22 protein-coding genes are annotated in these 20703 nt (G+C 68.1%); 14 read left to right on the forward strand and 8 right to left on the reverse strand.

The features are described from left to right. Positions 1–345: 345 nt before the first annotated feature. From serB to NI1_RS28665, 5 genes are all read left to right on the forward strand, one after another. Entirely contained in the window at positions 346–1575 is a 1230-nt protein-coding gene (serB, locus tag NI1_RS28645; RefSeq protein WP_067826729.1) for a phosphoserine phosphatase SerB, read from the forward strand. Positions 1576–1727: 152 nt separating this feature from the next. After that, complete coding sequence (locus NI1_RS28650) at positions 1728–2228, forward strand: protease inhibitor I42 family protein (RefSeq protein WP_157535387.1); 501 nt, start codon at positions 1728–1730, stop codon at positions 2226–2228. Between the two features lie 14 nt (positions 2229–2242). Next, on the forward strand, positions 2243–2998 hold the full coding sequence (locus tag NI1_RS28655; protein WP_245663448.1) for a peptidyl-tRNA hydrolase: 756 nt from the start codon (positions 2243–2245) through the stop codon (positions 2996–2998). A 307-nt stretch (positions 2999–3305) separates the two neighbouring features. Then, positions 3306–4139 carry an ABC transporter ATP-binding protein gene (locus tag NI1_RS28660; protein WP_067826731.1) on the forward strand — a complete coding sequence of 278 codons (834 nt, stop codon included), beginning with the start codon at positions 3306–3308 and terminating at the stop codon, positions 4137–4139. A gap of 169 nt (positions 4140–4308) precedes the next feature. After that, on the forward strand, positions 4309–4761 hold the full coding sequence (locus tag NI1_RS28665) for a MoaF-related domain-containing protein (protein WP_157535388.1): 453 nt from the start codon (positions 4309–4311) through the stop codon (positions 4759–4761). Here NI1_RS28665 and NI1_RS28670 read toward each other — a convergent pair. Further along, entirely contained in the window at positions 4751–5632 is an 882-nt protein-coding gene (locus tag NI1_RS28670; RefSeq protein ID WP_067827707.1) for a LysR family transcriptional regulator, read from the reverse strand. The two genes, NI1_RS28665 and NI1_RS28670, sit on opposite strands and share 11 nt — an antisense overlap. Before the next feature lie 84 nt (positions 5633–5716). Between NI1_RS28670 and NI1_RS28675 the strand changes: the two genes are divergently transcribed. The 5 genes from NI1_RS28675 (at position 5717) to NI1_RS28695 (ending at position 10901) form a co-directional block, all read left to right on the forward strand. After that, positions 5717–6946 (forward strand): MFS transporter, encoded by a 1230-nt coding sequence (locus NI1_RS28675; RefSeq protein WP_084523989.1) that lies wholly within the window; start codon positions 5717–5719, stop codon positions 6944–6946. A gap of 88 nt (positions 6947–7034) precedes the next feature. Then, a complete protein-coding gene (locus NI1_RS28680) occupies positions 7035–7865 on the forward strand; it encodes an NUDIX hydrolase (protein ID WP_245663449.1) in 831 nt (276 codons plus the stop codon). A 54-nt stretch (positions 7866–7919) separates the two neighbouring features. Next, complete coding sequence (locus NI1_RS28685; RefSeq protein WP_067826739.1) at positions 7920–8687, forward strand: enoyl-CoA hydratase-related protein; 768 nt, start codon at positions 7920–7922, stop codon at positions 8685–8687. A gap of 48 nt (positions 8688–8735) precedes the next feature. Then, positions 8736–9713 carry a class I SAM-dependent methyltransferase gene (locus NI1_RS28690; protein WP_067826740.1) on the forward strand — a complete coding sequence of 326 codons (978 nt, stop codon included), beginning with the start codon at positions 8736–8738 and terminating at the stop codon, positions 9711–9713. A gap of 21 nt (positions 9714–9734) precedes the next feature. Continuing rightward, positions 9735–10901 carry a class I SAM-dependent methyltransferase gene (locus tag NI1_RS28695; RefSeq protein ID WP_067826742.1) on the forward strand — a complete coding sequence of 389 codons (1167 nt, stop codon included), beginning with the start codon at positions 9735–9737 and terminating at the stop codon, positions 10899–10901. A 1-nt stretch (position 10902) separates the two neighbouring features. Here the strand turns inward: NI1_RS28695 and NI1_RS28700 are convergent, their stop codons facing one another. Then, positions 10903–11298: a PPOX class F420-dependent oxidoreductase gene (locus NI1_RS28700; RefSeq protein ID WP_067826744.1), complete on the reverse strand. Its 396-nt coding sequence runs from the start codon at positions 11296–11298 to the stop codon at positions 10903–10905. A 1-nt stretch (position 11299) separates the two neighbouring features. Next, positions 11300–12310: an SMP-30/gluconolactonase/LRE family protein gene (locus NI1_RS28705; RefSeq protein WP_067826746.1), complete on the reverse strand. Its 1011-nt coding sequence runs from the start codon at positions 12308–12310 to the stop codon at positions 11300–11302. 112 nt (positions 12311–12422) lie between these two features. Here NI1_RS28705 and NI1_RS28710 point away from each other — a divergent pair, with 112 nt between their 5' ends. Continuing rightward, on the forward strand, positions 12423–12866 hold the full coding sequence (locus NI1_RS28710) for a MarR family winged helix-turn-helix transcriptional regulator (protein ID WP_245663450.1): 444 nt from the start codon (positions 12423–12425) through the stop codon (positions 12864–12866). On the opposite strand, the gene NI1_RS28715 is transcribed toward NI1_RS28710, so the two are convergent. Then, positions 12863–13321: a MarR family winged helix-turn-helix transcriptional regulator gene (locus NI1_RS28715; RefSeq protein WP_245663451.1), complete on the reverse strand. Its 459-nt coding sequence runs from the start codon at positions 13319–13321 to the stop codon at positions 12863–12865. The two genes, NI1_RS28710 and NI1_RS28715, sit on opposite strands and share 4 nt — an antisense overlap. A 67-nt stretch (positions 13322–13388) precedes the next feature. On the opposite strand from NI1_RS28715, the gene NI1_RS28720 reads away from it, so the two are divergent. Beyond that, positions 13389–13835, forward strand: coding sequence for a MarR family winged helix-turn-helix transcriptional regulator (locus tag NI1_RS28720; protein WP_084523870.1), 447 nt, complete (start codon positions 13389–13391; stop codon positions 13833–13835). Here the strand turns inward: NI1_RS28720 and NI1_RS28725 are convergent. Both NI1_RS28725 and NI1_RS28730 read right to left on the reverse strand, forming a co-directional pair. Beyond that, positions 13819–15111, reverse strand: coding sequence for an outer membrane protein assembly factor BamB family protein (locus NI1_RS28725; RefSeq protein ID WP_067826749.1), 1293 nt, complete (start codon positions 15109–15111; stop codon positions 13819–13821). The two genes, NI1_RS28720 and NI1_RS28725, sit on opposite strands and share 17 nt — an antisense overlap. 128 nt (positions 15112–15239) lie before the next feature. After that, the gene (locus tag NI1_RS28730; RefSeq protein WP_067826751.1) at positions 15240–17201 is read right to left on the reverse strand and encodes a zinc ribbon domain-containing protein; all 1962 of its coding nucleotides are present in this window, start codon (positions 17199–17201) and stop codon (positions 15240–15242) included. A 206-nt stretch (positions 17202–17407) separates the two neighbouring features. Between NI1_RS28730 and NI1_RS28735 the strand changes: the two genes are divergently transcribed. Together NI1_RS28735 and NI1_RS28740 are read left to right on the forward strand one after the other, a co-directional pair. Further along, entirely contained in the window at positions 17408–18154 is a 747-nt protein-coding gene (locus NI1_RS28735; RefSeq protein WP_067826752.1) for an acyltransferase, read from the forward strand. Beyond that, a complete protein-coding gene (locus NI1_RS28740; RefSeq protein ID WP_067826754.1) occupies positions 18151–18696 on the forward strand; it encodes a DUF1697 domain-containing protein in 546 nt (181 codons plus the stop codon). Before NI1_RS28735 ends, NI1_RS28740 begins: the two co-directional genes overlap by 4 nt. A 3-nt stretch (positions 18697–18699) precedes the next feature. On the opposite strand, the gene NI1_RS28745 is transcribed toward NI1_RS28740, so the two are convergent. Both NI1_RS28745 and NI1_RS28750 read right to left on the reverse strand, forming a co-directional pair. Next, entirely contained in the window at positions 18700–19410 is a 711-nt protein-coding gene (locus NI1_RS28745; protein WP_084523872.1) for a class I SAM-dependent methyltransferase, read from the reverse strand. 60 nt (positions 19411–19470) lie between these two features. Then, positions 19471–20625 carry a serine hydrolase domain-containing protein gene (locus NI1_RS28750; protein WP_067826755.1) on the reverse strand — a complete coding sequence of 385 codons (1155 nt, stop codon included), beginning with the start codon at positions 20623–20625 and terminating at the stop codon, positions 19471–19473. Positions 20626–20703: the final 78 nt, after the last annotated feature.

A 20703-nucleotide genomic window follows, 5' to 3' on the forward strand; every position in this document is an offset into this window, starting at 1 on the left:
GCACCCCTCTGACGAGGGGTGCCGCGCTGCTTGAAGATAGGAGCGGCGGCCGTCTGAGGACGGCCGCCGCGGCGGCGTTCGGAGAGGCTCCGCGCGCGTGTTCCCGCCGAGATTCAGTGGCGGCCGTCTATCGGCGTTCGGAGGGGTTCGGCGCGCGTGTTCCCGCCGAGACTCGGTGGCGGCCGCCGACAGGCGGCCGCACCGTTTTCTCTTCCCGCCCCGCAGGAGCGGGTGATACCGACCACGAGGGCAGTAGTCGGCGCGGGGCTGTGTGGGCCGACCTGACAGAATGAGCGGGCTGCCCGCCATGCCTGGGCCGCCGCGCCCCGAGAACGGAGTTATCGATTGAGCACGTCTGAAACGACGGTTCTGGTTACGGTCACCGGACCCGACAAGCCGGGCGTGACGTCGGTACTGCTGGCGGCACTGAGCAATAACGCGGTGAGCCTGCTGGATGTGGAGCAGGTCGTCATTCGGGGCCGCCTGACCCTGGGTGTGCTGGTTTCCTGTCCGAGCGATCCGGAAGCACTTCAGGATCAGCTGGAAGACGCCATGGCCACCGTGGGCATGGACGTCGAGGTGGAGATCGGCGCGAATTCGGTCTCGGGGGCCAAGGTTTCGACGCACGCGGTGGTGGTGCTGGGTTCGCCGGTCACCGCGCGCGCGTTCTCCTCGATCTCGCGCAAGCTGGCCGAGCAGGGCGTGAACATCGATGCCATTCGCGGCATCGCCGACTATCCGGTCACCGGTCTGGAACTGACCGTCACGGTCCCGTCGAACGACGCGGCGACCGAGACCAGGCTGCGTACCGCGCTCAGCGTGGTGGCCGCCAAGGAGAGCGTCGATATCGCCGTCGAGCGCGCGGGCCTGGCCCGGCGATCCAAGCGGCTCATCGTGTTCGACGTGGACTCGACCCTGATCCAGGGCGAGGTCATCGAGATGCTGGCCGCGCACGCGGGCGTGGAAGAGGAAGTCCGCCAGGTCACCGAGGCGGCCATGCGCGGCGAGATCGACTTCGCGGAATCGCTGCGCCAGCGCGTCGCCACCCTGGCCGGACTGGACGCCTCCGTCATCGACGAGGTGGCCGATCAGATCGAGCTGACCCCGGGCGCGCGCACCACCATTCGCACCCTGCGCCGGCTCGGCTTCCGCTGCGGCGTGGTGTCGGGCGGTTTCCGTCAGGTCATCGAACCCCTCGCGCACGAGCTGGAACTCGACTTCGTGCAGGCCAACACCCTCGAGATCGTCAACGGCAAGCTCACCGGCAAGGTGGTCGGCGAGATCGTGGACCGCGCCGCCAAGGCCGTCATGCTGCGCCGCTTCGCCGCCGAGACCGGGGTGCCGATGGAGCAGACCGTGGCGGTCGGCGACGGCGCGAACGATATCGACATGTTGAATGCCGCCGGCCTCGGCATCGCCTTCAATGCCAAGCCCGCCCTGCGCGAGGTCGCCGACGCCGCCCTCTCGCACCCCTACCTGGACGCGATCCTGTTCATCCTGGGCGTGACTCGCGACGAGGTCGAGGCCGCCGATGCCCGCGACGGCGGCGTGCGCCGAGTGCCGTTGCCGCACTGAGCTTCCCCGTCATTCCGGCATGCCCTTAGCCGGAATCCACATGCCCACCGTGTGGATCCCGGCCAAAAACACGCCGGGATGACGAGAGGGGACCGTAACCAGCCGGTCGGTACCGTGGTCCGGACAGTGTTGCCGACGAGAGGAGACGGTTCGTGCGGGTGCGGACGCCAGTGGCGGTACTCATGGTCGGCCTCGCGCTGACCGCCTGCGGTAACAGCGTTTCCGGCGATTCGACGGCGACCACCACGGCCGCGGGCTCGACCTCGGTGGGCCCGATCCCGACCACCTCGAACCCGCCGCTGACCACCACCTCGGCCTCGCACGAGGCGGTGCGGCTGGGCCAGGACGCCAATGGCAAGGACCTCACCCTGGTGCCGGGGCAGGGCCTGATCATCACCCTGCCCAGCAATCCCACCACCGGATTCCAGTGGGGCCTGGCCGAATTGGATCAGGGCATCGTCAAGCAGAACGGCAGCCCGGAGTACCGGCAGGACCCCAGCCCCGAAGGCATGGTCGGGGTGGGCGGCCAGGCGATCTGGAACTTCGCCGCCGCCGGCCCGGGCGCCACCCGATTGACCCTCGAGTACCGTCGGCCGTGGGAACAGGGTGCGGAGCCCGCACAGAAGTTCTCGGTCACGGTGAATGTGAAGTAGAAGGAGCACCAGCGTTGTCGAGCATCGAATCCCTCGTCGATCCCGGATTCGCGGCCCGGCACGCGGAATTGGCGCGCGGCTACGGCGGCAGCGGCGATCCGGACGATCCGGAGCTGGTGCAGGCCATGCAGATGGTGCTGCACATTCCGAAACAGGATCCGCCGCGCCGCAGTGCGCTGCTGGCCGCCGCCGCGTCCGCCGCGGTCGCGGTCTGCCTGGATCCCCGGGTCGGCCCCGACGGTGAATGGGAGGAGCGCTATCTCGCGTGGAAGCGTTCCCGGATTCGCAAGGTGGCCAGGCGGGCTCGCGGCGCGCACTGGCTGACCGCGCAGCAGGTCGACGGCATCACCGTGGAACACGATGGCGCGCAAGCCCGCGCCTTCGTGCCCGGACCGGTCGGTGCCATCGATCCGCGGATTCGCCGGCTCCAGATCGGCGGCACCGAATTGTCATCGGATGAACTCGATTCGATCGACACGCGGTATCCCGTCCTATGGGTGCAGGCCGAATTGGGTATGACTGTAGGCAAGGCCGCTGCGCAGGTCGGGCATGCGAGCATGCTGCTGGCCGGTGCCATGCCGGTGGGGCAGGCGTATTCCTGGGCCGCGCAGGGCTTCCGGTGCACCGTGGCCGAAGCCGATGCCGAACACTGGGCCGAACTGGTCGGCCGGGTGTCGGACGGGACGGCGGTCGCGGTGCGCGATGCCGGATTCACCGAGGTGGCTCCGGGATCCATGACGGTGATAGCGGTACCTGTGACGGCAGTCTGAGTCGGTGTCCACGAGACAAACCGTTCGGTTGGGCGGTTGGCATATGTGCGCTGTGGGTATCGACTTGTATCGACGACAGGTCCAGGATCGGAGCCACGAGTTTCCGACGGAGGAAACACGAAAATGACGACACTGATAGTGATACTCATCGTGTGGGTGCTGCTCTCGATACCGGCGGCATTGCTCTTGGCTCGAATGTTCCGGTCCACGAGCGCCGACGCTCGCGCCCGCGGCGACCGGGAACGCAAGGACGATCTATCGCAAGTTTTCCCACCGCGTTGACGATCACCGGGAGCGGTGGGCCAAGATGGACCCCGTGCCGCAACCGGATCCAGATCTGCTCATCGATTTCAGTGACGTCACCGTCCGACGCTCCGGCCATACCCTGGTCGGCCCGGTCACCTGGCAGGTGGAGCTCGACGAACGCTGGGTTGTGCTCGGCCCCAACGGCGCCGGGAAAACCTCGCTGCTGCGCATGGCCGCGGCCGAGATGTACCCGACCTCGGGGACGGCCAACCTGCTGGGCGAGACCCTCGGCAAGGTCGACATGAACGAGCTGCGCCCGCGCATCGGACTCTCCTCGGCCGCCATCGCCAGCCGGGTCCCGGTCGACGAGAAGGTCGCCGACCTGGTGGTCTCGGCCGGTTACGCGGTCATGGGTCGCTGGCGGGAACGCTACGACGAGATCGACAACGATCGCGCCGTGGACATTCTGGAAAGCCTGGGCGCGGAGCATCTTTCCGATCGCGCCTACGGGACGCTGTCGGAGGGTGAGCGCAAGCGGGTGCTGATCGCGCGTGCCCTGATGACCGATCCGGAGCTGCTGCTGCTCGACGAACCGGCCGCCGGGCTGGACCTGGGCGGCCGTGAGGAACTGGTGGAGCGCCTCGGCGATCTGGCCGCCGATCCGGACGCGCCCGCCACCGTGCTGGTCACCCACCACGTCGAGGAGATCCCGCCGGGCTTCACCCACGGCATGCTGCTCAAGGAGGGCAATGTGGTGGCGCAGGGTTTGCTGGAGGATGTGCTCACCGCCGAGAACCTGAGCGAGGCGTTCCACCAGTCGATCACCCTCGATCGCATCGAGGACCGCTACTTCGCCCGGCGCTCACAGCGTTTCGGACGGCATCGCACCCGCTGATTTCCTACCGCTTGCACCGCTGCCCGCGTGCTGCCGTTGCGTCCGGCGCGCACTGCGGGCAAACTGTCGGCAAAGTTGCTGGTGTTCGATGGGCCAGCGTGTCGAGGCGATCGCGGCCGTACTCGCTACCTGATAGCGAATGCGGTGCGATGGGCGGAGGGAGCTGGGGTTGGGACGCATACCGGTGGCGGCGCTACTCGCGGCCGTCGCATTGACGGCCGTCGCCTGCTCCGCCGATCCCGCACCACCGCACCGGGTTTCGGCCTCCGAATCCGCCGAGGGCATGAGCCCCGCCGCCATCCCCGCCGAATTGCGCGGCCGGACCGCCCAGCTCACCTACGACAGCGGGCCCGGCGGCACCGCCACCTTCTCCGACGACGGCCGCACCCTGACCTACGTGGCCGCCGACACCGGGCGCAAGACCACCGCGCCGGTCGTCGTCGAACCCATCGAATCGGGCATCTTCCTGGTCACCTGGGCCGACGACGACCGCGGCACCGTGGTCAGTCAGGTGCAGGACTATCGCACCGGCAAGGTGCACAGCACCTGGACCCGGCGCTCGGATGCCAACGCGCCCTCGGGGATCGAATCGCGCCTGGGGTCGGTGCGGCTCACCGACTGAGGCGGGAGCCGTGCTCGCGCAGGATCGCGATGGCCATGCGCGCGGCATTGGAGGGGGTGCGCCGGGCATCGTGGCCGACGGTGGTGAGCCAGGGGATGGGAGTGCCGGCGCGCTCGGCGAAGGCGATCCCGGAGGCGCGCTCGGCCACCGAGCGCTGCACCAGCGTGACGCCGAAGTCCTTGGCCGCCAATTCCAGCGCGAACACCTGATCGGCTACCTCGATCACCGGATCGCGCAGCGGGTACAGCGTGTCGGCGATATGGCGGATGCCCCAGCCGGGCGCGAAATCGATGAACCGCACGCCCGCCAGGTCCGTGGCCGCGAACGGCCGCCCGGCGAGCGGATGATCGGGTGCGGTGCACAGCACCAGCGATTCGGCGCTGATCGAATGCAGGGTGAGGCCCGCGATCTCGGTGCTCATGCCGGCCAGCAGCGCGATTTCCAGGCTGCCGTCGCGCAATCCGGCGATATTGCCCGCCATGCCGGTGGTGCTCTGCCGCATCTGCAAGGTCACCTCCGGATACCGCTGCCGGATCTCGGCGATGGCGGAGGCGAGATCGAGGGTGTGCAGGTTCATCAGGTTGCCGACCACGACTTCGCCGCGAATCCGGCCGCGCGCCAACTCGATTCCGTCGACGATGTCGTGCCGGGCCCGCAGCATGGTGCGTGCCGGTTCGAGCGTGGCGTGCCCGGCCTCGGTCAGTTCCAGGCCGCCGGGCGTGCGATCGAAGAGCCGGGCTCCGAGTTCGCGCTCCAACTTCGCCACGCTCGTCGAGACCGCCGACTGCACCAGGTTCAGGGCGCGGGCGGCGGCGGTGAAGGAGCGCTGTTCGTGGCAGGCGAGGAAGCATTCGAGCTGGCGGATCTCCATGCCGGAGAGCCTATCTCTGACATAGATGGGCGTATCGAAACTCATCGCTTCCATTGATCAGCGCCAGGTCGGACCATGGTCGATGTGAGTGTTTCCGTTGCCCCGCCCGCCCTGCACCTGTCCCGGCTCACGGTGCTGGTCTTCGCGGTCACCGCCGGCTCGTCCGCCGCCTGCCTCTACTATCTGCAACCGTTGCTGCCGCAGGTCGCGAGCGAGCTCGGCGTCTCCACCGCCACCGCCGCGCTGCTGGTGAGCGCCGCGCAGATCGGTTATCTGAGCGGTCTGGCGCTGCTGGTGCCGCTCGGCGATTTCCTCGAGCGCCGCCGCATGGTGCCCGCCCTGCTCGCGGTTTCGGTTGCGGCGCTTGCCGTTTCCGCCGCCGCCCCGAATCTGCCGCTGCTGCTCGGGGCCGTGTTCGTCACCGGTGTGAGCGCGTCGGCGGCGCAGATCGTGGTGCCGTGGTCGGCGGCGCTGGCCGCGCCGGAGCATCGCGGGCAGATCGTCGGCACCGTGATGAGCGGTCTGCTGCTGGGAATCCTGTTGTCGCGGGTGCTGTCCGGGGCGGTCGCGGAGCTCGGCGGCTGGCGGGCGGTGCTGGTGGCCGCGGCGGGCATCCAATCGCTGATGTCGGTGAGCGTGTACCTGCTGGTGCCCGCGACCGGGCGGGCCGCCACCGGGGAGCGCTACCCCGAGGTGCTCGCCTCGATCCTGACCTTGATCCGTACGCATGCGGTGCTGCGGCAGCGAATGCTGTTGGGCTTCTTCCTGATGGCGAGCTTCTCCGGGGTGTGGACCGCTCTCGCGTTCCTGCTCAGCGGCGAGCACGGGAGCAGCTACGACCTCTCCGAATTCACCATCGGACTGTTCGGCCTCGCGGGTGTCGCGGGTGCGCTCGGCGCGCCGGTGGTGGGCAAGCTGGCCGATCGAGGGCAGCTGCGAGCGGTGACCTGGGGTGCGCTCGCGACCGTGCTGCTCGGCTGGGTGCTGCTGGCCGCGGGGGCGCATCAGGTGCTGGTGCTGATCCTGGCGCTGGTGGTGTTCGACTTCGGTATCCAGGCCACCCATCTGACCAACCAGAGCGCCATCTATGCCCTCGATCCCGCCGCCCGCAGCCGCCTGACCACCGCTTACATGGTCACCTACTTCCTGGGTGGCGTGGCGGGCTCGGTCACCGCGGGCGCGGCCTATCAAGCCGGCGGCTGGGGCCTGGTGTGCGGAATCGGTTGTGCCGCAATGCTGGTGGCGACGGTGCTGTGGGCGGTGAGCGCGCGCCCCACGGCGCCCCGGACCGTGCCGCGAGTCGTCGCCGGCTGATGCGGCGGGGTGCGGAGCGCGAACGGCGGTCGGTGCCGACCGAACCAGGTTCTGTCCCTTCGTCATGGCAACGGTTATGGTGCGAAGTGTGAGTGAGACCGTTTCCCAGCCCGCCGTCGCGCCCGTCAAGGACGCCTCCACGGTCGTGCTGGTGCGCGATGGGGCGCGCGGACCCGAAGTTTTCCTACAGCGGCGCGTCAATGCCATGGCCTTCGCGGCCGGTATGACCGTGTTCCCCGGGGGTGGCGTCGACCCGTCCGACGCCTCGGCCACCTTGGACTGGGCCGGGCCCGAACCGGCTTGGTGGGCAGCGCGTTTCGGCACCGACGAGGGGCGTGCGCAAGCGCTGGTCTGCGCTGCCGTTCGCGAAACCTTCGAAGAATGCGGCGTCCTGCTCGCCGGTCCCACCGCCGACACGGTCGTCTCCGACACCTCGGTCTACGCCGACGCTCGCGGACAGCTGGAGCGCCGGGAACTCTCCTTCGCCGATTTCCTCCAGCGCGAGAACCTGGTCCTGCGCGCCGACCTGCTGCGCCCCTGGGATCACTGGATCACCCCCGAGGTCGAGCCGCGCCGCTACGACACCCGCTTCTTCGTCGCGGTCCTGCCCGACGGCCAGCTCGCCGACGGCGCGACCTCCGAAGCCGAGGTCGTCACCTGGTCCACCCCGGAGGAAGCCATCACCCGCTGGCGCGAGGGCCTCGACGTCCTGCTCCCGCCCACCTGGACCCAGCTGGTCGCCATCGCCGAATTCCCCTCCACCACAGAGATTCTCGCCGCCACCCGCGAGATCTCCCCGATCATGCCGATCTACGACCCGGAAGCCGACGGTCCCGCCCTGGCCTTCCCGCACGCCGAACAGTACTTCGCCGACCTGCCGAAGCAAGCCCGCCTGCGCGGCTCCCAGCGGCCGGAGTAACCATGGGGGGTGTGGGGGCGAGGCCCCCACCCCAACCCCTTACTGTGTTCAGCTGTGGCCGAATTCGTGACCGTGGACCGGAGTGTCGAGCAAGGGATCGCCGTCCTGCGCATCGCACGCCCGCCGCTGAATCTCATCAACTTGCAGGTGGCGCTCGAAGTCGCCGCCGCAGCGGAGGAGATCGGCCCGGATCCCGAAATCACGGCCGTGATCGTCTACGGCGACGAGCGCGTGTTCTCCGCCGGGGATGAGATGGCCGAGCTGGCCGACCTCACCCCCGAGCAGGCGGAAGCCGTCGTGAAGGATTTCCAGCAGGCGCTGGGCGCCCTCGCCAAGCTCCCGCAGCCGACGGTCGCCGCGATCTCCGGCTACGCCCTGGGCGCGGGTCTGGAACTCGCCCTCGGCGCGGACCACCGCATCATCGGCGACAACGTGAAACTGGGCCTGCCGCAGATCAAGGCGGGCCTGATCCCGCTCGCCGGCATCCGCCGCTTGAGCCTGCTCATCGGCCCGTCCAAGGCCAAGGACCTGGTCTACTCCGGCCGCTTCGTGGATCCGAAGGAGGCCGAGCGGATCGGCCTGGTCGACGAGGTCGTCGCCCCCGACGAGGTGTTCCGGTCCGCACTGCGCTGGGCCCGCCGATTCACCGGTGCGCCGACCCTCGCCCTGGCCGCCGCCAAACGCGTCTTCGAGGCCGGTACGCACGGCCACGATCGCGCCCGCACCGAGTGGGTGCGGCTGTTCGGCACCGCAGACCAGCAGGTTGGAACACGTTCCTATTTGGACAATGGCCCGGGAGTGGCCCGCTTCACCGGCCGATAACCGGCCCGATAACACTGCCTACCGGGGCGTTCATTAGGCTGCCCTGTTATGACAGCTCGTCCTGAAGACCCCGCGCCGAACCCGCACGCCACCGAGGCGGAGGTCCAGGCCGCGTATTCCGACAACAAGCTCGCCCAGGTGCTGTATCACGACTGGGAGGCGGAAACCTACGACGACAAGTGGTCCATCTCCTATGACGAGCGCTGCATCGAGTACGCGCGCGGCCGGTTCGACGCCGTGGCGCCCGATGCGAACCTGCCCTACGAGCGGGCGCTCGAACTCGGTTGCGGCACCGGCTTCTTCCTGCTGAACCTGATGCAGGGCGGCGTGGCCAAGACCGGTTCGGTCACCGACCTGTCCCCGGGCATGGTCAAGGTCGCCACCCGCAACGCCCAGCACCTGGGCCTGGATGTCGACGGCCGCGTCGCCGACGCCGAGACCATCCCGTACGAGGACGACACTTTCGATCTCGTCGTGGGTCACGCTGTGCTGCACCATATTCCGGACGTCGAGCTGGCGCTCAAGGAATGCCTGCGGGTGCTCAAGCCCGGCGGCCGTTTCGTCTTCGCGGGCGAGCCGACCACCATCGGCAATATCTACGCGCGCCGCCTGGGCCAGGTCACCTGGAAGATCACCACCAACGTCACCAAGCTGCCGTTCCTGTCCGGCTGGCGTCGCCCGCAGGAGGAACTGGACGAGTCCTCCCGCGCCGCCGCCCTCGAGGCCGTCGTCGACCTGCACACCTTCGATCCCAGCGATCTGGAGCGCATGGCGACCAGCGCGGGCGCGGTGGATGTGCACGCCGAGACCGAAGAGTTCGCCGCCGCCCTGTGGGGCTGGCCGGTCCGCACCTTCGAGGCCGCCGTGCCGGAGGAGAAGCTGACCATCGGCTACCGCATGGCTCAGTACAAGGCGTGGCTGGCGCTGAGCAAGCTGGACGAGAAGGTGCTGCGCCACGTCGTCCCGCGCCAGTTCTTCTACAACGCCATGATCACCGGCGTGAAGCCCGGCGCTTCCGCGAAGTAATCCGAGACCCGGCGAATTCCCTTGGGCTACGCCTTCTCTCGCGACGACGTCGCATACCTCGGCAGCGCGGCCGGCACGGCCGCGCTGACCGAAGCGAACGAATTCGCCCTGACTCCCAAATCGCTCCTCGGCGATCTGGAAAAACTCCGCCGCACCCATGGTGACCGCACCGCCGCCCTGGTGGAAACGGTCCGCCTGCGCCGCCGCGCCGTCACCAAACTCCCCGGCGCGGGAGAGTGGCTCTTCACCGATGACGCCCTCCAGCAGGCCACGCCGACCGCCGTCGCCCGGCACCGTGCCGACCGCCTCGCGGGCCGCACCGTCCACGACGTCACCTGCTCGATCGGCGCGGAACTGGCCGAGCTCGCCCGCACCTGCCCGGCCGTCATCGGCAGCGACCTCGACGACGTCCGCTTGGCCATGGCGGCCCATAATCTGCCCGACGCCACGGGAAACATCCTGTTGGCCAAGGCCGATGCGCTACAGCCGTGCAGTCGCGCGGAGGTGGTGATCGCCGATCCGGCGCGCCGGGCCGACGGCCGCCGCACCCACGATCCGGCGAAGCTGCAACCCCCGCTGCCGGATCTACTGGAGGCGTACGCGGGCCGCGATCTCGCCGTGAAGTGTGCTCCCGGACTGGATTTCGACAAACTGGCCTGGGCGGGCGAGGTCGAGGTGGTCTCGCTCGACGGTGCGGTGCGCGAAGCCTGCCTGTGGTCGCCGGGGCTGGCCGAATCCGGCGTCACCCGCCGCGCGACGGTGCTGTCGTCAACCGGCAAGCCCTGGAGCCTCGCCGACGCCGACCCCGACGACATCCCGGAGCGGGAACCGGGGGAGTGGATCATGGACCCGGACGGCGCGGTCGTGCGTGCGGGCCTGGTGCGCCACTACGCCGCGAAACACGGCCTGTGGCAATTGGATCCCCGGATCGCCTATCTGACCGGCGACACGGTGCCCGAAGGCATGCGCGGCTTCCGCATCCTCGACCGCATGGACTTCCGGGAGAAGCCGCTCCGCGCCGAACTGCACCGCCGCGACTGCGGCCCCCTCGAAATCCTTACCCGCGGCGTGGATCTCGACCCCGACGCACTGCGCTCGAAGCTCAAGCCGAAGGGCTCGGTGCCGCACACCCTGGTGGTCACCAGGATCGGCCGCACCGCGACCGTTTTCCTCTGCGCCACACCGTGATTCACTGATACGTGGCATGCGTGGGCCGCATGACCAGCACCACGCGGCGCGGATGGTCGCCGACCGGCTTCTCGTAGGTCAGCCCGTAGCGGCGCGCCAGCACATCGAAGAAATCGCCCTGCGGGTCCGGGTCGATGCGCTCGATGACGCCGCGCACCTCGAGGTAGCGGTACGGGGCCTCCGGATCGCTGATGCTCACCGCGACATGGGGATCCGCGGCGGTATTGCGGTGTTTCGCGCGGTCGGTGGTGGTCGTGAAACGGATGAACTCGCCGTCCCAGATCTGCCAGATCGGCGTCACCTGGGGCGTGCCGTCCGGATTGAGGGTGGCCAGATGTGCGAACAGCGGGCGGGTGAGCAGGTCGGCGTGGGATTGCGGGACTACCTGGTCGGGCATGTCAGATTCCTGTCAGTTCTACGACGCGGAAGGGATTGGTGGGGGTGCCCTCGCCCATCGGGCCGCCGCGATCGAATTGCGAGACGACGACCAGCAGGCGATTTCCGTTGTGCGCCATGGTGGTGGGGATACGCAGGGTCTCGTCGGTGAAACGCTGCTGTTGTTCGGCAACGCCGCCGTCGGCGTCGATCTTCCAGCGGCTCACCGAGTTCGACTTGTTGTGCACGACCCAGAGGGTGTCCCCGCGTAGTTCCAGGCCGTCGCCGTCGACCATGGTCGCGCCGCGCAGCGTCACCTTGGTGATGGCGGGCTGTGCGCCCAGTCCGATGCGGAACAGTTCGCCCGGGGTCATATCCACGACCAGCAGGTAGCGGCCGGACGCATCGGCCACGATTCCGTTGAGCAGCTTGGGGCTCGGCGCACCGGCGCCGTTCGCGGTGGTCAGATCGGCGTACTGGGCGAGCGTGGCCCGGCCGCCCTGGGTTGCGGCGTCGGTGAGCTGCTGCGGCGTCACGCGGTAGATCACCGGGCGCACGCTGTCGGTGAGATACATGCTGCCGTCGGCGGTTTCGGCGAGGTCGTTGATGAACGGCTGGTCTTGGGCCGGGGTATCGAATCGGGCGATGAGTTTGCGAGTTCCGGTGTCGTACACCGCGACTCCGGCGGTGTGGTCGGTGACCCACAGTCGCCCGGCCGCATCCACGCGCAGGCCGTTGGCGGTCCGGCGACCGTCCGTGCCGGCGGGCAGGAAGATCTCGGCGCGTTGCTGCCCGGCGGCGGCCCGGTAGACCGCCCCGTCGGTGAAGGAGCCGACGTAGGTGTCGCCGGTGCGGGTGTCGACCGCGATGCCTTCGGGGTAGGCACGTTCTTCGGGGAGTTCGAACGCGGTACTGATCTTCGGCTGGCTGGTGCTCGGCGCGCCGCCGTCCTCGGTATTGCCGCAGGCCGCGAGGGTGAGCACGGTGCCCGCGGCGAGGAGTCCGGCGAGGCGGCGGCGGTTGGCGGTGAACATCTTTCGAACCTCTTCGGTAGGGGCGACATCTTCGAATGATGGCTAACGTAGATTAGAGCTCTAATGATTGTCAACGTACGAACGGTCGAGAGGGTCGAATAGGATGCCGGTCATGACGTCGATGCCTGCCGAAGAGCGCCTGGGTTCCCATATCAAGCGCGTCGAACAGGCCATGCAAGCGACGAAGATGGCGGCGCTCAAACCCGCCGGCGTGACGGTCCCGCAGTACGCGGCGCTACTGGTGCTCAGCGACAACCCGGGCATCTCGGCCGCGGCCCTCGCGCGTCAATGCGGCGTCACCCCGCCCACCATGAACACCGTGCTGGCGAACCTGCGCGACCGCGGCCTGATCGAACGCACCCAGCACGCCTGGCACAAGAACGTGCTGGAAACCCGCCTCACCGATGCGGGCGCGAAGGTTCTGCGCGAGGCCGACCGGGCGGGCGTGCGCGTCGAACGCGCTGTCGCCGCCGAGTTCACCCCGGCGGAATTCGCGACCCTGGTGGAATTGCTGGCGCGGGCGGCCACCGCCTACGAGGCGCAGCGCCCCGACTAGTCGCCGCCCACGGTGGTCTCGAAGTCGGCCACGAATCTGGTGAGCAGTCGCGCGAATTCGCTGCGATCTCGCTCGGTCCACTCCGCCGTGGTGCGGGCGAACACGGCTTGGCGGGTGGCGTGCGCGTGCTCGAGGATCGTGCGCGCCTGCCGGGTCAGATGCAGCAGCACCCGTCTCGCGTCGGCCTGATCGGCCCGGCGTTCGAGCAGCCCGTCCGCGACCGCCTTGGCCACCAGCCGGCTGGCGCGCGGCTGGTCCACACCGAGCGCGATCGCGATATCGGAGACGGTGGCCTCATCGGTTCGCGCTTCGACGGCGTCGAGCACCGCGAACACCGTGGGATCGACCGCCGGCCCGCCGCTCTTGGAGCCGATGCGATTGAGCGCCCGCCGAGTCTGATTGCGGCGCACGGCCACCATGGCGCGTTCGATGGCTTCGATGGCGTTATCGCTCACCCTTGTCATCCTACAATTACTTGCTAAACTACATATACATGTAATTGGACAACTATTGGAGGATGTTGTGGACGCCACCCGTAAACCCTTGGGCTACTGGCTCATGCACATTCACAACGGCCTCGAAGCCAACTTCGCCGCCCTGCTCGAATCGAAGGGCGTGGTGCGCCGCCAGTGGCAGATCATGAATACCCTCGCGCGCGGCCCGCTCACCCCGGCGGGACTCGACGAGGCCCTCGCGCCGTTCCTGAACGAGCAGCACCCGACCGTCGCCGAATTCGTCGAACCACTCGTGCGGCGCGGCTGGCTGACCGCCGATCCGGCCGGGGCGTACACCCTCACCGGCGACGGCCGGACCGAATACCGCTCTCTCGCAGCACGTATCGACGCCGAACGCGCCGCCACCATCGACGGCTTGAGCCCCGGCGACTACAACACCCTGATCGATCAGCTGCGCCGCATCGCGGCCAATGTGGACGCGATCGCCGCGGACCGCATCACTTCTCGGGCTTGAAGACGAACAACTCGCCGATGCGGGTCGTCACCACGACATCGCCGTCCTTGCTGATCGCGGTGCCGACCGTGGTCCCCTCCGCGCCCGGCATGGTGTCGGAATCGACGGTCGCCCCGGAACGGGTGTCGAAGGTGACCAGGGTCAGGCCGTCGCCGATCGGCGCGACCGTGTAGCCGGTATTGCCGCCGGTCTGCACCGGGCGTCCGCGCAGGGTGAGATCCTTGCGCTCCCAGCCGATCTCGGCTTTGTCACCGCGATCGTGGATCGCCATCAGATGCCCGTCGTCGCCGGCCGGGATCAGCATGTCGTCCGAGACCGAGATGGCTCCGCGCGGTGCGAAGTCCAGTTTCTGCACCCATTTCGCGTGGCCGTCGGTGGTGTCCACCGCCACCAGCTGATTGCTGTTGTCGCCGACATACAGGGTGGAGCCGTCCTTGGAGAGCGCGGGGCTGGTGGCGCTGCCGCCGTTGAGCATCGCGGCGCTCCAGTCGCGGCGAATCTCCTTGCCGTTGTAGGTCAGTGCGACCAGCTCGGCGGTGCCTTTGCCGGGCTGCCAGACGGTGGCGTAGAACCGGCCCGACTTCTCGTCCACCGCGGACACATTCGCCACGGGGCACTGCGGGCCGCCGTCGGCGCAATCCTCGAGGCCCTGCCCGTCCGGGGGCCGGTTCAGGCTCGCGTTGGCCAGGAAGTCCGGTTCGCCTAATAGCTGGAAGGTCGACACCTGCCGGTCGCCGGTCTGTCGGCTCAGCACATCCACCTGACCCAGCTGGGTCACCGACAGCACATTGCCGTCACCGGTGAACTGCACCGACACCGGCACGCCGGCCGCCGGGGTGCGCCAGCGCGGCTGCCCGAGCGCGTTGTAGGCGTTCACCCCGCCGTCGTCGCCGACGTAGATGTTGGTGGCCCCGTCCACGGCCGCCCCGCCCTCGATGGCGTTGTAGCCCATCGGGTTACAGAAGCGTTTGCGGCCGGTCGGCATCTGGAAGGAGAAGATATTGCAGGACGCGGTGCGGGTGGTGACGAACAGCTGCCCGTCCGGGCCGATGGTCACCGGCGCGGCCACCGGTCCGCCGATCGGCCGCTGCCAGTTCAACGCCAGCGCCCGCGACCCGGTCACCGGACTCGACCCGCTGTTGCGGGCATCGTGCATGGCGAGCGGCCAGCCGTCCCCGGGTCCCACCCGGATATCGTCGACCGTGGTGCTACCGCAGGCGCTCGCCGCGAACAAGCCCGCCGCCGCGATCGCCAATGCCCGGATACCGCTCCCCATTCGCACTTGCCGATGTCCCTTCTGCCAGTACGGAGTCAGTGGTTTGCTGTCGGGCTGATGCCTGATCGCGCTCCGCCGGACAGGGTGGTCACGCGCAAGCTCGCACAGCCGGGGCACAGCGTCTCTGGTCAGCTTAGCGATCCCATGGAAGACATTTCGTCCGGCATGGGTTGTGCCCATCGGGGCGGGCAGGCATGGGCGTGGAGATGGAATCCCGCGCCGAGTTCCGCTCCGCGTGGCCGGTGTCGGCCGGCAATGGGTGTGCTGATCGTCGTCACGCTCTGGTTCCGGTTGGCTGCGCGGGGCAACCCGGCCCGGTCCGTGGAAACGTGTCCCTCCGGACGCTGGCCTGCACGCCTCGAAAGGCGTGCGGGGGAGGGAACCTCACGTCGCCTGGGCGTGAGGTGGGTGCTTTTCGTCCGCGGCGGCCCGGCCTCGGTCCGGTCCGCCTGGCGGGTCGGTGGGATGGCGGTGATGAATGCCCGGGCTTCCATCGAGTCGGTCACGGTACGGATCACCATGTGGGCGCTGCTGCGGTCGGTGACAGTCATGGATTGGTGGGTCAGGCCGCGCGCGGCGATGCGCTGCCAGGCACCCTGGTCGCGGTCGCCCTGCCACCCGCAGCCGAGGTTGGGGCAAGTTGCCCACTTCCAGCCCGGCGTAACGGGCTTGTCCGGTGCCTTGCGATGCCGCAGGTCGGTCAAACAGCGTGGACAGTGTTTGGACGTGTTGTGTGCTGGCACCGTGACCACGGAGATACCCGCCGCTGCGGCGAGATGCCTTGTGTGGTCCGCGATTCGGCCGCGCACCATCTGCGAGAGGCGAGTGTTGTGGGTGCGGCCCATACCTTTGGCTTCCAACGACCGCAGGTCTTCGAGGTAGATCACCGTGGCTCCGATGGCAACGGCTTGGTCGACGATCCAACGCGCGCCCGCCCAGGCCAGAGCATCATTGAGACGCGATCTCTTGCCGCAGACGCGGAGAATTTCCTGAGCCAACGCATCGGCTTTGCCTTCTAGGGCGGGGTCGTCGAGTCGGGCGTAGTGATCAACCTTGACGTGGAGACGTTCGCTGAGGCGGCGAAGCCGGTCCTGTTTGGCGACGACTCCGGCGGCTCGGAACTGGGCGCCGGTCCCGAGGGCGGTGATCCGGCCGTCATTGTGCAGTTGGGCCGCGCCCGCGCTGAGCAAGGTGTTCAGGCCCCAGTCCACGCCTAGAGCGACGGTATGCCCGTGATGGCGGGACATGGGCACCGCATGGGTGTATGCGAGGTCGGTACGGATCTTCCCTTCGGTGACGCGCACGGTAGGCAGGTAAATCACCGCGGTCGGCGGAACGGTTGTAGGTAGCACGAGAGGGCATGCGACCCACGACCAATCCTTGTAGGCGCGTGGGTCGGGCCGAATGGGAAGTCGCAGTCGCAGTACGACTTTCGCCGGATCGGTTGCCGACCGCTGGATGGTGGCCTGCTGGCTGTCGCATGCGGACAACAGCAGCATCTGGGCAGTGTGCGGGATGGGTTCGAGTTCGAAAAGATCTGACGGGAGATGACCGTGCCGACGTTCGAAGGCGACAACCTGGCGCGTGCGGGAACGAATGACGCTGGACGGCAGGAACTCTCCGGCCGGGATTGCAGCGCGAACCTGCTCCCACTCCTGGGCGGTGCGGTGGGTTGGGTCGCCAGGCCAGGTGGCGAGTATCCCGGCGATCAGCTCGGCCCGCCATCTGACCGACCGAAGGGTGCGACCGGTCTGCTCCTGCGCCATGCGTACGATCCGATCGTTCGTCTTCGCCTCACAGGTCACTGTCCAGGCCAAGCGCCGCAGCGCCATCCATGCATTCGACGGCAGCTTGCGCCCGTTTGCATCCCGGCCGCGAGCCAGCGTGTCTACCCCCGTTTGGTTCCAGTGCTCGCGCAGCAGCCGATTGCTCATCTCTGCCACCAAGCCGGCGCACCATCGCACACGGTCGATCACGGTGGCAGCGGTGAGGAGTTCGCCGGTCCGCTCATCCACACCAGTCCGGATCGACGCCCGTGTACTCGCGGTGCGGGCGGTCTGGCCGCAGGTCAGCGGCAGGTTCCAGCTCATGGGCCGAACGCTAGCCGCCGACTCGAAATTATGTTCGATAGTGGTGCTGAGAGGTCCGGAATCACCCGAATCCACCGGGGCTCCGGCGAGTCGGACATTCGGAGCAAACGAACGACGCCCCGCAAACGCCGTCAACCTACTTTCGTGCCCGGAAGTGAGGACCGATACCCTCGTCTAAATGGCCCGAGGACTGTAGGAGCAAGTTCGTGACGAGCATGTGGGGCGCACCGTTGCGCTCGCGGTGGAAGGGTTCGCGTCGCCGGGATCCCGAGCAGGCCCGCTTCCTGACCCTGGCCTCGCTGAAGTGGGTCCTCGCCAATCGCGCCTACACGCCCTGGTACCTGGTCCGGTACTACCGGCTGTGGAAGTTCAAGATGGCCAATCCGCATATCGTGCTGCGCGGAATGGTGTTCCTCGGCAAGAACGTCGAGGTGCATGCGACGCCGGAGTTCGCGCGGCTGGAGATCGGCCGCTGGGTGCATATCGGCGACGGCAATGCCATCCGGTGCCATGAGGGTTCGCTGCGCATCGGGGACAAGGTGGTGTTCGGCAAGGACAATGTCGTCAACACCTACCTCGATATCGAGATCGGCGAATCCACGCTGGTGGCGGACTGGTGCTACATCTGCGATTTCGACCATGTCACCGATGACATCAATATGCCGATCAAGGATCAGGGCATCGTGAAGTCGCCGGTGCGCATCGGGCCCGATACCTGGATCGCCGCCAAGGTGACCGTGCTGCGCTCGACCCGCGTGGGCCGCGGTTGCGTGCTCGGCGCGCACGCCGTCGTCAAGGGTGATTTCCCGGATTACAGCATTTGCGTGGGTGCGCCCGCGCGCGCGGTGAAGAACCGCAAGGACGCCTGGGACGCCGCCGCCGACAAGCGCGCCGAATACCTTGCCGCCCTGGCGGACATCGAACGCAAGAAGAACGGCGCCGTCGCCTCGTGAACCGCTACGCGGCTTTCCTGCGCGGCATCATGCCCTCGAACCCGAACATGCGCAACGAGAAACTGCGCGCGGTGTTCGAGGGCCTCGGCTTCGAGAACGTGACCACACTGCTCTCCAGCGGCAATGTCACCTTCCACAGCAAGAAATCCGATGCGGCCAGGCTGGAATCGCAGATCCAGCGCGCGCTCAATGCCGAACTCGGAATTCCCGGCGGCACCCTGATCCGCACCTACGAGCAACTCCGCGAACTGGTCGATGCGGACCCGTTCGCGGGCCTGACTCATTGCCGCGAAACCTATCTCACGGTCACCTTCGTACGTGACCCCTCCGCCGGACTGCCCGACGAAGCGGTTGGCAAAATGGACGCGATCCGCCTGGTCGGCTTCGATGCGCCGGCGAGCGCGCTGCTGTCGGTCATCGACAACACCAACCCGAGCACCACCAATTTCATGCAGGTGGTCGAGAAGTTCTACGGCAAGGACAACATCACCACCCGCACCTTCCTCACCGTGCAGAAGGCGCTGAAGAAGCTCGAGTCCTGACGGTCAGTCGCGGCGGAAGCGGGCCAGCCAGCCGGGGACTTCGATGGGCTCCGGCCGGACCGGCATGGCGATGCGGAAGTCGGTCTCGTCCAGGGCTTCCAGGGTCCACCCGTCCGCGAAACCCGCGCGCAGTTCGTCGGCGCGCAGCGAGGGCGCCACATTGCCCCGGTCCGCCGGGACCTCGATATCCGTAGCCCCGAACTTCTCCATCATCTCCGCGATCAGCTGCTCGAAATGCTTGGCCGCCCGATCGCTGAGGGCGAGCACGTGCACGAGAGCACCCGGTTTGCACACTCCGTGCAGCGAGGCCGCGTAGCGCGCGAGTTCTTCACCGTGGAACAGATGCGCGACACCGGAATCGACCACGGTGTCGAAACGGCCCCGATACGCCTCCAGGTCGAAGACGTCGGCGACCGCGAAGGCGGCGGACAGGCCACGCTGTTTCGCCTTGTCGTGGGCGCGCTGAATGGCCGTGGGCGCGAGATCGACGCCGGTCACGTCATACCCCTTGCCGGCCAGATACAGCGCGTTCTCGCCGGTGCCGCAACCGGAATCGAGGACCGCGCCGGTAACCAGACCCGACTCTTCCAAGGCGACGAAGCTCGGCTGCGGCGCGCCGATATCCCAGGGCGCGGGTGCGTCGTCGAAAGGGCCCTCGCCGCGATAGACGGCCTCGAAATCGGGGTTCTCGGGACGGAATTCGGATTCGCTCATATCTCCACCATGTCGCTGTCTTCGGGTGTGCCGCAAGGCTGTGGTCCTGCCGGCCCTTGTTCAGAGTGCTTCGTACACGGCTTCGATGAGCTGGTAGGCGCGGCGGTCGCCGGCGAGCCAGTCGCGGCGCAGGTTGGGCATGAAGGCCAGGGCCACCTGGTTTTCCGGATCGCCGAGGCCGATGGCGCCGCCTGCGCCCGGATGCCCGAAGACGGTGGGTCGGGCCGATTCCGGGACGATCATGTTCTGGGCGGGCAGGGTGTAGCCGAGGGCGTAGGCGGATTCCATGCGCAGCACCTGGTCGATGCCGCGTACTCGTTCGCGGATCGCGTCACGCAGGATCTGTGGTGGGAGTAGTACTCCGGCAACGAGATCGCGGTAGAAGGTCGCCAGGGCGCGTGGGGTGGTGACCAGGCCGACGGCGGGCCAGCCGCCGGTGAGGACCTCCGGTTGGCCGAACGCGGCTCGGGGGTTGGCTGCGGAGCGCCGGATCAGGGAATTCGGGTCCTGGAAAGCCCGGGTCATGTGCGCGACGGTCTCGGCATCGATGGGGGCGGGGTCGCCCTGCCATACCTGCTCTTCGGCGGGTGGAAAGCTCAGTCGCGCAATCTGTTCGAGCATGGGCGCCGGTGCGCCGATATGCAGGTCGGGGGAGAGGTGGCGGCGGGTGTAGTCGCCGACCGTGAGGCCGGTGCGGCGGCGGACGATCTCGCCGGTGAGCCAGCCGTAGGACATCGCGTGGTAGCCGTGCTCGGAACCCGGCTCCCACAGGGGTGATTGCGCGGCAAGGTATTCGGCCATCAGTTCCGGATCGGCGGCCTCGGCGGCGGTGACGGGGCGATCGATGACCGGCAGCCCGGCGCTGTGCGTGAAGAAATCCGCGGTGGTCGTGGATTCCTTTCCCGCGCAGGCGTATTCGGGCCACCACCGGGCGACCGGATCGTCCATCGCGATGCCCGTATCGGCCGCGACTCGCAGCGCCGCGGTGGCGGTCACCGCCTTGGTGCAGGAGAACCCGACGACGGGCGTCTCGCGCTCCCACGCCCGCCCCGTGTGTTTGTCCGCGATCCCGCCCCACAGGTCCACCACGAGCCGCCCGCCGGCGTACACCGCCACGCCCGCGCCCAGGTTCTGCCCGTCCGCGAAGCTCGCCGCGAAGACGTCGCGCACGCCCTGGAACGCCGGATCGGTATGCCCGGAGACCTGTCCCCTCATGCCCCGAATTAGAACACGTTCTATTTCAGGGCAAAAGGGTGTCCCAGGGAAATCTTGCTGGACCCGGCGTGTCGGAGG

The sequence above is a fragment of the Nocardia inohanensis NBRC 100128 genome, from assembly GCF_001612945.1.
Classification (GTDB): domain Bacteria; phylum Actinomycetota; class Actinomycetes; order Mycobacteriales; family Mycobacteriaceae; genus Nocardia; species Nocardia inohanensis.